The following is a 13,904-nucleotide window of genomic DNA, read 5'->3' as shown; positions in this document are numbered from 1 at the left end:
GGACGTGGACCGGAGAGCTGGGAGAGACGACGATCATGGTCGGCAGCATCATCCGCCCGAATCCGCAGGTCGTGTCCGGCGGCCAGCAGCCGCTCTTCACCGGCAACGACTGGGATTTCGAAACGGTCCGCCGCATCCACGATGCCTGCGAGAAGATCGCCGGCGAGGAACTGGGCCTGTCCTGGTACCCGAACCAGATCGAGATCATCACCGCGGAGCAGATGCTCGACGCCTATGCCTCGATCGGCATGCCGCTCTTCTACAAGCACTGGTCGTTCGGCAAGCACTTCGCCCAGCACGAGGCCAGCTATCGCCGCGGCATGATGGGGCTCGCCTACGAGATCGTCATCAATTCCGATCCGTGCATCTCCTACATCATGGAGGAGAACACGGCGACGATGCAGACTCTGGTGATCGCGCACGCCGCCTTCGGTCACAACCACTTCTTCAAGAACAACTACCTGTTCAAGCAATGGACCGATGCCGAGGGCATCCTCGATTACCTCGATTTCGCCAAGGGCTTCATCTCCCGCTGCGAGGAGCGCTACGGCCATCATGCGGTCGAGCAGGTGCTCGATGCCGCGCATGCGCTGATGAGCCAGGGCGTCCATCGCTATCCGCGCAAGAAGCGGCCCGACCTCGCCTCGGAGCAGCGCCGCGAGCGCGAGCGGGCCGAGCACGGCGAACAGATCTACAACGACCTCTGGCGCACCCTGCCGCAGAAATCCGCCGGCGCGCGGCCCGACGTCGCCCTTGAGCGCCGGAAGGCGCTGCTGGAACTGCCGCAGGAGAACCTGCTCTATTTCCTCGAGAAGGCGGCGCCGCGGCTGCGGCCGTGGCAGCGCGAGATCCTGCGGATCGTCCGCCTCGTGGCGCAGTATTTCTATCCCCAGCGTCAGACCAAGGTGATGAACGAGGGCTGCGCCACCTATTGCCACTACCGGATCATGAACTCGCTCTCCGAGAAGGGCCTGATCGGCGAAGCCGCCTATCTCGAATTCCTGACCTCGCACACCAACGTCATTCGCCAGCCGAACTACAACGAGCGCGGCTATGGCGGGCACAATCCCTATGCCATCGGCTTTGCCATGATGCAGGACATCGCCCGCATCGTGGAACAGCCGACGGAGGAGGATCGGCAATGGTTCCCCGAGATCGCCGGCACCGGCGACGCGATGGCGACCCTGCGTGACATCTGGGCGAATTACCGCGACGAGAGCTTCATCGCGCAGTTCCTGTCGCCCAAGCTCATGCGCGACATGCGCCTGTTCCACGTGGTCGACGATCCCGACGAGTCGGAAATGCGCGTGGAGGCGATCCACGACGAGCGCGGCTACCGCAAGATGCGCCGGTCCTTCGCCCGCCAATACGACGTCGCCTGGCTCGATCCCGATATCGAGGTGGTCGACGTGGACCTCGAAGGCGATCGCCGCCTCATCGTCCATCACAAGGCGCTGAACCGCATCACGCTCCAGGCCGACGATGCCCGCAAGGTGTTGCAGCATCTCGCCGATCTCTGGGGCTACGATGCGGTGCTGAAGGAGATCGACCCGGCAACGGGGGCGACCCTGGCCGAACACAACGCGACCGCGCGGCCGATCTTTTTCTAGCGCCGCATCCCGAAACCGGGAGCCCGGTTTCGAACCGGACGATCGACCCTCGAAAGGCCATCGCATCGTCCGGAAAATCGTCTCCGCGACGATGCGTTAAGTCTCCGACGTGCCGGTATAAAAGCGCGATCCATCGCATTTGATGCATCGTGCTCGTGGTTCCTTGGTAGGCTTTAGACCAAGCTCGGGACTTCGGAAGCTACGAGGTCCCCATGAGCGAGCGTCGGATTGATGAGAGGCGGCGCAAGGACGAGGCCGGTCTCATTGCCATCGATGAACACACGACGCTTCCGTGCATCGTCTATGACATCTCGGCGTCGGGTGTTCGGGTCACCCTTCCGGAAACGGCCTTGGTCCCCGACACCTTCATCCTGCATTCGGCCTGCATGGCGGGGATGGAAGTCTGCCGCGTGGTCTGGCGCGGTGACGAAACCATCGGCGCGACGTTCAGCATGGCGGCAACGGCCTGAGGCCGCGCCGCCTGCCGGGCTCGCGCCAGCCACGGCGGCGCGACGGCTCCGACCGGAACAGAGGCGCTTCCCAGTCACATGATGGCCGAACGCCGATCCTCATGGAGCCGGCGGCAAACCACCTTATCGACCGGACACGAAAAAGGCCGGGGTGGCACACCCCGGCCTTGAACGTCAGAGCGGTGGATACCGGCCCTCGAGCCGACGTCACTGCGTTTTATTGGTCGGAGTAGCAGGACTTGAACCTGCGACCCCCTGTCCCCCAGACAGGTGCGCTACCGGGCTGCGCTATACTCCGTCGAAACCCGCTCCGAATTTCACCGAAACCGTAGGGATCAGACCCGACACCCGGTCCGAGGACCAGTGCGCCGACGGGGCTGCGCTACGTTCCGACGCCCCGTGAAGGGCTGAGGGGTCTTAGCTTCACGGTCCCCCATGCGCAACCCCTTTTGCGTGGCTCCGGCACGCCGTCGCGCGTGCCGGAGCCCGTTGTCTCACGCATGTGTCGGCGTGGCGTGGGGATCGTGCGTGTCGGGTGTCGTATCGTGCGGATCCTTGCCGCGCTTGCGCGCGACCCAGATCAGGATCCTGCGGATCGCCACGTAGAAGACCGGCGTCAGGAACAGACCGAAGAAGGTCGCGCCGATCATCCCGAAACACACCGCCGTGCCGAGGGCCTGACGCATCTCGGCGCCGGGGCCGGTGGCGATGACGAGGGGCACGGTACCGAGGATGAAGGCGAAGGCCGTCATCAGGATCGGGCGCAGACGCAGGCGGCAGGCTTCCACCGCGGCGGCGACCGGCCCCTTCTTCTCCGTCTCTTCGAGTTGGTGGGCGAATTCCACGATCAGGATCGCGTTCTTGGCGGCGAGGCCGATGAGCACGATCAACCCGATCTGGGTCAGGATGTTGTTGTCCTGTCCCCGGAACTGGACCGCGCCGAGGGCCGAGAGCACCCCCGTCGGAACCACGAGGATGATCGCCAGGGGCAGCGCCCAGGACTCGTACTGAGCCGCCAGCACCAGGAAGACGAGGAGCACGCCGAGACCGAAAACGTAGATCGCGGTATTGCCCGTCGCCTTCTGCTGGAAGGCGATCTCGGTCCAGTCGTAGGCGTAGCCCTCGGGCAGCGACTGGGCGATCTTCTCCATGGCTTCGAGGGCCTGGCCGGTCGACACGCCGGGCTTGGCATCGCCCTGGATCGGGACCGAGTAGAACAGGTTGAACCGCTGCACGATCTGCGGGCCGGTGATCTCGCGGATCGAGGCCAGCGTTCCCATCGGCACCAGGGCACCGGTAGAGGAGCGGACCTTGAGCTGCTCGATGTCACGCTTCTCCAGACGGAAGGCGGCATCGGCCTGCGCACGGACCTGGTAGATGCGGCCGAAGGTGTTGAAGTCGTTGACGTAGGCGCCGCCGAGATTGGTCTGCAGCGTCGCGAAGACCGAGGCCAGCGGCACGTTCAGCATCCGCGCCATCGTGCGGTCGATGTCGATGAAGAGCTGAGGCGTGTCGTTGCCGAAGGTGGTGAAGACGCGCTGGACGTCCTTGCTCTGATTGGCCTGTCCGAGAACCTCGTTGGCGGCCGCGAGCAGCGGGCCGATGGCCGAGTTCTGACGGCTCTCGATCTGCATCTTGAAGCCGCCGCCCGTGCCGAGGCCGCGGACCGGAGGCGGCGGGATGAACAGGACACGCGCTTCCTGGATCGAGGCGGTGGCCTTGAACACGTCGCCGGTGATCGCCGCCGCCGTCCGGCCGGTGGTCGCGCGCTCCTTGGCTCCCTTCAGGACCAGGAACATCACGGCGCCATTGGTGGTGTTGGTGAAGGTCGCGCCGTCGAAGCCCGAGATGATGACGGCATCGGCGACGCCATCGACCTTGAGGGCCATGTCGGCGGCACGCCGCACCACGGCGGTGGTCCGCTCCAGCGCCGAGCCGGCCGGCAGCTGGACGACGCCGATTAGGTAGCCCTGGTCCTGCTGCGGGATGAAGCCCGTCGGCGTCGTCGTCGCCACGTGCAGCGTTCCGGCGATGATCGCCGCATAGACGACCATCATGCCGAGCAGGCCGATCATGCGGCCGGTCAGGAAGCCGATCGTCGCCGCATAGCCGTTCGAGAGCTTCTCGAAGCCGCGATTGAACAGATGGGCGCACCAGGCGATGAACCGGGTCAGGAAGAATTTCGGCTTGGCATGCTCGTGATGCGGCCTGAGCAGCAGCTTGCAGAGGGCGGGCGACAGCGTCAGCGAATTGAACATCGAGATGATGGTCGAGGCCGCGATGGTCAGCGCGAACTGCTTGTAGAACTGCCCCGAAATGCCGGGAATGAAGGCGGTCGGAATGAACACCGCCGACAGGACGAGCGCGATGGCGAGCACCGCGCCGCCGACCTCGTCCATGGTCTTGTGCGCGGCGTCTCCGGGCGAGAGCCCTTCGGCCATGTTGCGCTCGACATTCTCCACCACGACGATCGCGTCGTCGACGACGATGCCGATGGCGAGCACCAGCCCGAACAGGGTGAGGTTGTTGATCGAGAAGCCGAAGGCCTCCATCGCCGCGAAGGTGCCGATCAGCGAGACCGGGATCGCGATCACCGGGATCAGCGCGGTCCGCCAGCTCTGCAGGAAGACAAGCACCACGATGACCACGAGGCCCACGGCCTCGAACAGGGTCTTGTAGACCTCGTGGACAGATTCCTCGATGAACTCGGTCGGATTGTAGGCGATCCGGTACTGGACCCCCGGCGGGAAGTTCTTCTTGATCGTCTCCATGGTCGCCCGCACCTGCGTGGCGGCCTCGAGCGCATTGGTGCCGGGGCGCTGGAACACGCCGACGCCGACGGCGGGGGTGGAGTTGAGGAACGACTGGGTGGTGTAGTCCTTCTGCCCCATCTCGACGCGGGCGATGTCCTTCACCCGCACCAGTCGGCCGTCGCTGGCCTTGACGATGACCTCGGTGAATTCCTCGGGCGTCTGGAAGCGGCCCTGGGACTGGACCACGAGTTGGAACGCGTTGTCCTTGGGCGCCGGGGGCGCGCCGAGGGCGCCGGAGGCGACCTGGACGTTCTGCTCCTGCAGAGCCGAGATCACGTCGGTGGTCGAGAGCCCGTAGGCGGCGAGCTTGTTCGGATCGAGCCAGATGCGCAGGGCGTACTCGCTGCCGCCGAACACGGTGATGTCGCCGACGCCGTCGAGGCGCAGCAGCTCGTCACGGATGCGCAGGTAGATGTAGTTGGAGAGGTAGTTCTGGTCGTAGGTGTTGTCGGGCGACAGCAGGTGCACGACCATCATCAGATCGGGCGAGGATTTCCGCACGGTCACGCCGAGGTTGCGCACGTCGGGCGGCAGGCGCGGCTGCGCCACCGACAGCCGATTCTGCACCAGCACGTTGGCGATATCGAGGTTGGTGCCGACCTTGAAGGTGACGGTCAGCTGCATGTTGCCGTCGTTGGTCGACAACGACGTCATGTAGAGCATGTTGTCGACGCCGTTCACCTCCTGCTCGATCGGGGTCGCGATCGTCGCCGCCACGGTCTCGGCATTGGCGCCCGGATAGGAGGCGCGCACGACCACGGTCGGCGGCACGATCTCTGGATATTGCGCCACGGGCAGCGACTCGTAGGAGACGTAGCCGAGGATCAGGAAGATGATCGACGTCACCGATGCGAAGATCGGCCGATCGACGAAGAAGTGGGCAAAGCGCATCGGTCAAACCTCTCGCCGCTGAGGAGCCCGTGGCCACCTCTGCGGGAATGTTTCTTCGTTCGCCGTCACGGACCCGCCGGAAGCCCCCCTCGACGGGGAGCGGCGCTGGCGGGGCCGGTCTTGAAATGCGTCGCGCGTCAGGTGCGGCTCGGCGGAAGCGTGGTCGCCTCGGCCGTCACCTTGGCGCCGGGGCGGACGCGCGAGAGGCCGTTGACGACCACGTTCTCGTCGCCCTTCAGGCCTTCGCGGATCACGCGGTAGCCATCGACCTTAGGGCCGAGCTTCACGTCGCGGGTGCTCACCGAGCCGTCGTCGGCGACGACGTAGACGATGCGCTTGTCCTGATTGGCCGAGATGGCGTCGTCGGGAAGGAGGATGCCCTGGAAGGGCTTCGTCGCCGGAAGCGAGACGATGCCGAACAGGCCCGGCTTGATGAAGCCGTCCGGGTTCTCGACGGTGGCGCGCAGCAGCACCGTGCCGGTGGCGTTGTCGACTCGGTTATCGACGAAGTCGAGGACGCCCTTGCGGGTCGGCTTGGCCTCATTGGTGAGCGCGATCAGGATCGGAACGCCCTTGCCCTTCTGGGTCTGGCCCATGCCGATCCCGAGCGAGCCCTGATATTTCAGGAACGACCGCTCATCGACGGTGAAGCCGAAATAGATCGGGTCGAGGGAGACGATGGTCGTCAGCTGGGTCTGGTCGGTGATGACGATGTTGCCCTCGGTGACGAGGCGCTGGCTGATGCGGCCCGAGATCGGGGCCCGGACTTCGGTGAAGTCGTAGTTGAGCTGGGCCTGGCGCAACTGCGCGTCGGCGCTGTCGACATTGGCCTGGGCGGTCTGCGACGCCTGCCGGCGCTGATCGGTCACCTGTTCCGAGATGTTGCCCGAACGGCTCAGGGTCTGCGCGCGCTCGAGATCGGTCTGCGAGAAGTTCAGGCCGGCCTGCGCGGAGGTGAGTGCGGCCTTGGCCTGGTCGAGAGAGGCCTTGTAGGGCCGGCGATCGATGACGAAGAGCAGGTCGCCCTTCTTCACCGTGGCGCCGTCGACGAAATTGACCTTCTCGAGATAGCCGGTGACGCGCGCGCGGACGTCGACGATCTCCACGGGGTCGAACCGGCCCGTATAGACGTCGGTCTCGACGATTTCCCGCACCACCGGCTTGGCCGTGGTCACCTTGGGGGGCGGCCCGCCGGGCGCCTGGGCGGAAACCGGAGATGCGACGGCCAGAAACACGGCAGACAGGACGATCGCGGACGACCATCCGGTGAGCGGACGCTTGATCATGATGCTTTTCCCTGCGCCCTGCGAGCTAAAGGCACCGTTCCCGTGATGTCGTGCGTTGCCGCACATCGCCCGAGGATCGATGGGATTGAGGGGTGGAATACAGGCGAGCCCCTCGGATCGGGCACGCTCCGGACGGCCGGGGTTCAGGATTCGACGGTTTCCCCGGCGGAATACCAGTCCTTGAATCCGCCGACGTAATGCTCCTCGACGGAAAGCCCGGCGGATTGCGCGGCGGCCAGAGCGTGGACCGAGCGCACGCCGGCGGCGCAGGAGAAGACCGGACGGCGCCCGTCCTCCGAGATCAAGGCCGACAGAGCGCGGGTGTCGAAGGTCGATAGCGGGTGGGTGACGGAGCCGGGAATGTGACCGGCCGCGAATTCATGCGGCTCACGCACGTCGATGAGCAGGATCGAGCCGGCATCGAGACCCTGTTTGATCGTCTCCCTGTCGAGATCGACAACGTTCATGCCCGTACCCTCGCTCGGTCGCCAATCGGTGGTTGCTGGCGAATGTTCTTATGCGTCAGGCATCATCACGGCAAATCCCGCGACGGCACCGCCCAGGGGCGCGATGACTACGCAGAGCCGGACGGAACGAAGCCGGCGAGGAGCGGAAGTCTCGGATCGGCGATCCCGACCGCCTTGAACAGGCTGCCCATCCCACGCCGTCCGGACGCCGTGAGGCGGGCGAGAGCCACGTCGACCGCCTCCGCCTGTTCCGGCGTGGCGGCGCGCTTGAGCCGGTCGGCGCGCTGATTCAGGCCGAGATTGACCAGGAACGCGGCCTGTTCGAGCGGACCGTCGACGCGGGCGCCCTCGGCCGAGGCGGCGCGCGCGAGGGCGGCGAAATCGACATGGGTCGTGAGATCCGCCTCGCCGGGCGCGAGCAGCGGATCGGTGAAGCGATGCGCCGACACCGCCTGGAGCGTATCGCCGAAGCCGGGACGGACATGGCCGTAATCCACGGCGAGCAGGGCGCCGCCCTGGGCGACGATCCGGCGGCTCAGGGCCCGCACGAGATCGAGGGCCGGTCCCGGCACCGTCATGACGACGCCGACCGGTGCCTCGGCCGCGATCTCCCTGTCGGGTTCGGCGGCGAGACCGAAGGCGAGGCGGCCACCATCCGGTGATAGGCCGATGAGGCGCTCGCACCAGCCGCGCTCCGTCCGCTGGAACTGGCGCACCGGGAGGGCGTCGAAGAACTCGTTGGCGATGACGATCATCGGCCCGTCGGGCAGCGTCTCGATCCCGTCGTGCCAAGTCACGGAAACCGTCGCCGAGCCATTCGGGGTCGTTGCCGCGAGGCGGGATGCCTGCTCGGCCCGCAGGACGGGACTGGTCTCGACGAGGTGGAGGCTCGGCCTCAGGTCCGGCGCAGCCCGCGCCAGGGCACGCAGGGCATCCGCCATCAGCGTGCCGCGGCCGGGGCCGAGTTCCGCCAGGACGAGAGGTCCGGGGGCGGCCGTCGAGGCCCGATCCGACGAAGCCCAATCCGACGAAGCCCAAGTGGCGGCGATCCAGATCCCGATCAGCTCCCCGAACATCTGGCTGATCTCGGGCGCGGTGATGAAATCGCCGCGCGCGCCGAGGGGATCGCGGGTGCGGTAATAGCCATGGAAAGGATGGCCGAGGCAGAGCGCCATGTAGCGGGCGATGCCGATCGGGCCCGATTCGACGATCTCGTCGCGGATCTCGGCGAAGAGCGGCGTGGTCATGCCGCGTCGGCCCGCGCCACCTCCTCCACGGGATGGCGCGGCCGTGTCGCGCCGCGAGCGGCGAGGACGATATAGGCGATGCCGATCAGGGCCATGGGCACGCAGAGCAGCATCCCCATGGTGATGCCGCCATAGCGCCAGTCCCCGGTGCCGAACAGGTATCCGAGTTGCCGGTCGGGCTCGCGGAAGAATTCGCAGAATGTGCGCGCCAGGGCGTAGCCGAGGACGAAGATGCCGCCGAGCAGGCCCGGCTTGCGGAACCCGAACCTCCGCACCGCGATCGCCATGACGACGAACAGCAGAGCGCCTTCCGTCAGCGCCTCGTAGAGCTGGCTCGGATGCCGCGGCAGCGGGCCGCCGGTGGGGAACACGATGGCATAGGCGAAATCGGGCGCGATGCGGCCCCAGAGCTCGCCATTCACGAAATTGGCGATGCGGCCGAAGAACAGGCCGATCGGCACCACCACGGCGGCGAGGTCGAGCAGGGTGTAGGGCGAGAGTTTCCGCGAGCGGGCGAACAGCACCATCGCCAGCACGGCGCCGAGAAAGCCGCCGTGGAAGGACATGCCGCCGTTGCGGATCGCCAGGATCTCGAGCGGGTCGTCGAGATAGAGCGGCAGGTTGTAGAACAGAACGTAGCCGATGCGGCCACCGAGGACGACGCCGAGGGCGACCCAGACGATCAGGTCATCGATGTCGTTGAGGCTGGGGCGGCGCACGACGCCCCAGTACCGGTCGGCCGCCACCAGCCGGCGGGCATAGAACCATCCGCCGACGAGGCCGACGATGTAGGACAGGGCGTACCATTTGATGGTGATCGGCCCGAGCGCCACCGCCACGGGATCGATGGCGGGGAAGGGCAGGGCGAGCAACGGCGGCATCGGCTGGCCTCCAGGGATGAGGCCGCGTTTGGACGCGCCGGACCTCCCGCGTCAACCCTCGGTCGACGCGGGAGGCGTATGCCGGCTCAGGCGGCGCGCACGGTCGCGAGAAATTGTCCGACTTCCGAACGCAGGCTGTCGGACTGGGTCGAAAGGTCTTCGGAAGCCCGCAGAACCTTCCCGGCGGAGGTGCCTGCCTCGGCGGCCGAGCGGGCGACCTCCTCGATATCCGTGGTCATGGCGCCGGTCCCGGCCGAAGCCTGCCCCATGTTGCGGACGATCTCCTGGGTGGTGAGGCTCTGCTCCTCCACCGCCGCGGCGATGCTGCCGGTGACCATGCTCATGCTCTCGATCCGCGAGACGATGCCCTGGATCGCGCCCGAGGCGCCGTTGGTCGCACCCTGGATCGCCGCCACCTGCTGGTGGATGTCGGCCGTGGCACGGGAGGTCTGCTCGGCGAGGTTCTTCACCTCGGCGGCCACGACGGCGAAGCCGCGACCGGCCTCGCCGGCACGCGCGGCCTCGATGGTCGCGTTGAGGGCGAGAAGGTTGGTCTGCGAGGCGATCTGCGAGACCATGCCGACCACGTCGCCGATCCGCGTGGCGGCGTCGGACAGCGTCCGCATCGTCTCGGCGGTGCGGCTCGCCTCGTCCACGGCGGAGCGCGACATCTCGGCGGCCTGCTCGACCTGACGGCCGATCTCCTGCACCGTGGCGCCGAGCTCCTCCGCCGCGGCGGCGACGGCGTTGACGTTGCCGGCGGTCTGGTGGGCGGTGACCGCGACGGAGGTCGAGCGGCGGACCGTGCCGTCCACCGTATTGGTCATGCTGTTCGACGCGTCGTGGAGGCTCGACGAGGCGGCCGACACGCCATCGACGATGCTGCCGACGGAACGCTCGAAATTATCGGCGAGTTCGCGGAGCAGGGCGCGGCGCTCGGTCTCCTCGCGCATGCGGGCGGCCTCGGTGGTGCGAAGCTGCTGCGCCGCCTCTTCCAGCGAGATGTCGCGGATGGTGACGACGGCGCGGGCGATCTCGCCGATCTCATCCGCACGGCGGCTGCCGGGAACCTCGTCGAGGGTTTCGCGCCGGGCCAGGGCCTGGAGGGCGCGGGCGAGGGCCCCGAGCGGCCGAACGATGCTGCGGGCGAAGAGGAGCCCGAGGATAGCGGTGGCCGCGAGTACGGCGAGGGCGGAGAGAGTCAAGGACTTCGTCAGGCTTCCGACGGAATGCAGCGCCTCATCCTGGGATTGTTCGGCGACGATGGTCCAGGGCGCGCCGAGCACCGAGATCGAGGAGGTCGCGGCCAGACGCGCGGTCTCGCCGCTGCCGTAGACGAAGGGTCTGCCGGTCTTGAGGCTCTCGGCGTCGAGGCCGGTCTTCGTGGCGGGCATGCCCGCCTTGAGGCCCGCATACAGCGGCGGGTTGCTGCGCAGCAGGCCGTCGGCGCCGACGGCCATCACCTGGCCCGTGGCGCCCAGGCCGTTTCGCTCCGACAAGGACGCGTCGAACAGGGCGGGCGTGACGCGCAGGACGACGAAGCCGATCCGCGAGGCGGCCTGACCCGTCCCCATGGCGACGTTGGCGCGTCGGGCGACGGCGCGTCCGAAGAAGGCGGACGGACCGGCCTCGGCCGGGTAGGCCGCGAAATCCTGGGACAGCGTCGTCTCGGGCTCGGCGGTCTTCAGACGCTCGACGAGCCGGGCGAGGCCCGACGCCTGGAGCGCCGGTTCAGACAGGCTATGCGCGAAATCGGCGCCCTTGGTGGTGGTGTAGACGATGCGGCCGTCCTCATCGACGAAGAGCAGGTCAGCATAGCCGGGACGTTCCAAGAGCTTGCGGCCGACCTCCTGAACCTTGGCATGGCGCCGGCCATACATCGTGCCCGCGCCCTCCACCGCCATCCGCTCCTGAGCCGTCGCCGGGCCGGTGAAGGCCTGGACGAGGCCGGCATACTCGGCCTTCGCCGGATCGAGCGCCTCGATCAGATCACCGACATTGCTGGCGACCTGGTTGTTGTTGGCGGTGGCGAGAAGGTCGCCGCCGGCACGGTCGGCGATCAGTTCCAGACCGGTCTTCCGGGCGGAGGCGGCGAATTCGAGCCGCTCCTGGACCGCCTCGGTGAGGCCCGATCGCGCGGAGTACCAGCTCAGGCCGCCCATCAGCGCCGTGCTGGCCATCGCCAGTCCGACGATGATGACCGGAAGGCGGACATTGAGGCTGGTGGCGACCGACATATGAGAAACTGCCTTTGCGAATAAGGCCGGCAGTAAACCCATGGCGCGTTGAGGAAGTGTTCCCGCGGCGCAGCGTTCTCCAAAAAATCTCGCGGCGTAATGCCATTCCGGCAATCGTTGTCACGCGGCAGGCAAAAGAAACCAGGCGTTGTCGTCTTCGGTCCCGCACCTGCCGGGTACTTGCGTAGACATCATACCAAGCGACGCCCACGCTCACTCAGCGCTTTGGCTCACTCCGCATACTGGCCGTTATCCAGGAACAACCGGTAGGCGAGGTTGTCGGTCTCGTCCACGCAGGGGTAACCCAGGGCGTCCAGCGCGGCGTCGAAGCGCTGCCGCTCCTCGGCGGGGACGCTGATCCCGGCCAGCACCCGGCCGTAATCGGCCCCGTGATTGCGATAGTGGAACAGGGTGATGTTGAACCCGTCCGCCAGGCCGTCGAGGAACCGCAGGAGTGCACCCGGACGCTCCGGAAACTGGAAGCGGTAGATGCGCTCGTCGGTGAGGCCGGTGGAGCGGCCGCCGACCATGTAACGGATATGGACCTTGGCCATCTCGTTGTCGCTGAGATCGACCACGCTGTAGCCCTCGGCGCGGAGGTCGGCGACGAGTGCGCGCTTCTCCAGGATGCCGCCGGGCAGGTTGATGCCGACGAAGATCTGCGCCTCGGCCGAGCGGGCGTAGCGATAGTTGAACTCGGTGATCGCGCGCGGTCCGAGATGGCGGATGAAGTCGCGATAGGCGCCCGCCGTCTCGGGGATGGTCACGCCGAGCAGGGCCTCGCGCTGCTCGCCGATCTCAGCGCGTTCGGCGATGTGGCGCAGGCGATCGAAATTGAGGTTGGCCCCCGACGAGATCGCCACCAGCGTCCCGGCCGAGCCGCCTTCGCGCGCGGCGTAGGCCTTCGCGCCGGCCAGAGCCAGGGCGCCGGACGGTTCGGAGACCGCGCGCGTATCGTCGAAGATATCCTTGACCGCCGCGCACATGGCGTCGGTATCCACCGTGATGACCTCGTCGAGATGCTCGCGGCAGAGGCGGAAGGTCTCCTCGCCGGCCTGACGCACGGCGACCCCATCGGCGAAGAGGCCGACGGTCGGCAGGATCACGCGCTCGTCGGCGGCCAGGGCCGCAGCCATGCAGGCGGCGTCGTCCGGCTCGACGCCGATGACCTTGGTCTCGGGCCGCAGGTATTTCACGAAGGTGGCGATGCCGGCGGCCAGGCCACCGCCGCCGATCGGCACGAAGATCGCCTCGATCGGTCCGGAGTGCTGGGTCAGGATCTCCATGCCGATGGTGCCCTGTCCGGCGATCACGTCGGGATCGTCGAACGGGTGCAGGAACGTCAGCCCCTGCTCGGCTTCCAATTCGCGGGCACGGCCGAGCGCCTCGTCGAACGTGTCGCCGAACAGAACCACTTCGGCCCCGCGCGCGCGGCAGGCATCGACCTTGATGGCGGGCGTGGTGCGCGGCATCACGATGACGGCGCGCACGGTGAGACGGGCGGCGGCCAGCGCCACGCCCTGGGCATGGTTTCCCGCCGATGCGCAGACGACCCCACGGGCCAGCACCTCCGGCGAGAGGCCCGACATCTTGTTGTAGGCGCCGCGCAGCTTGAACGAGAAGACCGGCTGCAGATCCTCGCGCTTGAGCAGGACCGGGCGCCCCAGCCGCGCGGACATGCGCGGCATCGGATCGAGCGGGCTCTCGATCGCGACGTCGTAGACGCGGGCGGTGAGGATCTTGCGGATATAGTCGGTCAAGGAGACACGGGCTCCGGATGGTGCATCGCGACGGGAAGACACCCGCACATAGACCTTCGGGGCAGCAGAAGCGAGCGAGGGGGCTTCACACTCAGTGGTCGAGATCCGACGGTTGGTACCCGCCATGACCGTCCGAGATGGGTGGGGTTCTGCCTGTCTGCTTCCGAACGGCAGTTGTATCGAAGCAGACATCGCAGCGAGGACCGTGTCACGCTGGACGGAAAGATCCAGGGGTAGGCTGG

9 protein-coding genes and 1 tRNA gene are annotated in these 13,904 nt (G+C 67.1%); 2 read left to right on the top strand and 8 right to left on the bottom strand.

The genetic code is table 11. The annotated features are described in order from the left end of the window. Positions 1–35: 35 nt before the first annotated feature. Together A3OK_RS0111205 and A3OK_RS0111200 are read left to right on the top strand one after the other, a co-directional pair. On the top strand, positions 36–1,610 hold the full coding sequence (locus A3OK_RS0111205) for a SpoVR family protein (protein WP_019904957.1): 1,575 nt from the start codon (positions 36–38) through the stop codon (positions 1,608–1,610). Positions 1,611–1,822: 212 nt separating this feature from the next. Beyond that, positions 1,823–2,080 (top strand): PilZ domain-containing protein, encoded by a 258-nt coding sequence (locus A3OK_RS0111200; RefSeq protein WP_019904956.1) that lies wholly within the window; start codon positions 1,823–1,825, stop codon positions 2,078–2,080. A 221-nt stretch (positions 2,081–2,301) separates the two neighbouring features. Here the strand turns inward: A3OK_RS0111200 and A3OK_RS0111195 are convergent. From A3OK_RS0111195 to ilvA, 8 genes are all read right to left on the bottom strand, one after another. Continuing rightward, positions 2,302–2,378, bottom strand: a tRNA-Pro gene (locus tag A3OK_RS0111195). 196 nt (positions 2,379–2,574) lie between these two features. Then, positions 2,575–5,784 carry a multidrug efflux RND transporter permease subunit gene (locus tag A3OK_RS0111190; protein WP_019904955.1) on the bottom strand — a complete coding sequence of 1,070 codons (3,210 nt, stop codon included), beginning with the start codon at positions 5,782–5,784 and terminating at the stop codon, positions 2,575–2,577. Between the two features lie 137 nt (positions 5,785–5,921). Continuing rightward, positions 5,922–7,070 (bottom strand): efflux RND transporter periplasmic adaptor subunit, encoded by a 1,149-nt coding sequence (locus A3OK_RS0111185; protein ID WP_019904954.1) that lies wholly within the window; start codon positions 7,068–7,070, stop codon positions 5,922–5,924. Positions 7,071–7,213: 143 nt separating this feature from the next. Continuing rightward, positions 7,214–7,537 carry a rhodanese-like domain-containing protein gene (locus A3OK_RS0111180; protein WP_019904953.1) on the bottom strand — a complete coding sequence of 108 codons (324 nt, stop codon included), beginning with the start codon at positions 7,535–7,537 and terminating at the stop codon, positions 7,214–7,216. A gap of 107 nt (positions 7,538–7,644) precedes the next feature. Next, positions 7,645–8,784: an SAM-dependent methyltransferase gene (locus A3OK_RS0111175; RefSeq protein ID WP_019904952.1), complete on the bottom strand. Its 1,140-nt coding sequence runs from the start codon at positions 8,782–8,784 to the stop codon at positions 7,645–7,647. Continuing rightward, entirely contained in the window at positions 8,781–9,665 is an 885-nt protein-coding gene (gene lgt / locus A3OK_RS0111170; protein ID WP_019904951.1) for a prolipoprotein diacylglyceryl transferase, read from the bottom strand. Before lgt ends, A3OK_RS0111175 begins: the two co-directional genes overlap by 4 nt. Positions 9,666–9,751: 86 nt before the next feature. Further along, positions 9,752–11,902, bottom strand: a complete 2,151-nt coding sequence (locus tag A3OK_RS0111165) for a methyl-accepting chemotaxis protein (protein ID WP_019904950.1) — start codon at positions 11,900–11,902, stop codon at positions 9,752–9,754. A gap of 230 nt (positions 11,903–12,132) precedes the next feature. Continuing rightward, positions 12,133–13,788, bottom strand: coding sequence for a threonine ammonia-lyase, biosynthetic (gene ilvA / locus A3OK_RS0111160; RefSeq protein WP_081631187.1), 1,656 nt, complete (start codon positions 13,786–13,788; stop codon positions 12,133–12,135). Positions 13,789–13,904 lie beyond the last annotated feature (116 nt).

The organism is Methylobacterium sp. 77 (genome assembly GCF_000372825.1).
In the GTDB taxonomy this organism is placed as follows: Bacteria; Pseudomonadota; Alphaproteobacteria; order Rhizobiales; family Beijerinckiaceae; genus Methylobacterium.
This window is presented reverse-complemented; position numbering and strand designations above follow the sequence as displayed.

Coding starts and splice junctions, on each gene's coding strand:
- A3OK_RS0111185 (WP_019904954.1), bottom strand. CDS start 7,070: ATGATCAAGCGTCCGCTCACCGGATGGTCGTCCGCGATCGTCCTGTCT.
- A3OK_RS0111165 (WP_019904950.1), bottom strand. CDS start 11,902: ATGTCGGTCGCCACCAGCCTCAATGTCCGCCTTCCGGTCATCATCGTC.
- A3OK_RS0111205 (WP_019904957.1), top strand. CDS start 36: ATGGTCGGCAGCATCATCCGCCCGAATCCGCAGGTCGTGTCCGGCGGC.
- A3OK_RS0111190 (WP_019904955.1), bottom strand. CDS start 5,784: ATGCGCTTTGCCCACTTCTTCGTCGATCGGCCGATCTTCGCATCGGTG.
- A3OK_RS0111175 (WP_019904952.1), bottom strand. CDS start 8,784: ATGACCACGCCGCTCTTCGCCGAGATCCGCGACGAGATCGTCGAATCG.
- ilvA (WP_081631187.1), bottom strand. CDS start 13,788: ATGGCGGGTACCAACCGTCGGATCTCGACCACTGAGTGTGAAGCCCCC.
- lgt (WP_019904951.1), bottom strand. CDS start 9,665: ATGCCGCCGTTGCTCGCCCTGCCCTTCCCCGCCATCGATCCCGTGGCG.
- A3OK_RS0111180 (WP_019904953.1), bottom strand. CDS start 7,537: ATGAACGTTGTCGATCTCGACAGGGAGACGATCAAACAGGGTCTCGAT.
- A3OK_RS0111200 (WP_019904956.1), top strand. CDS start 1,823: ATGAGCGAGCGTCGGATTGATGAGAGGCGGCGCAAGGACGAGGCCGGT.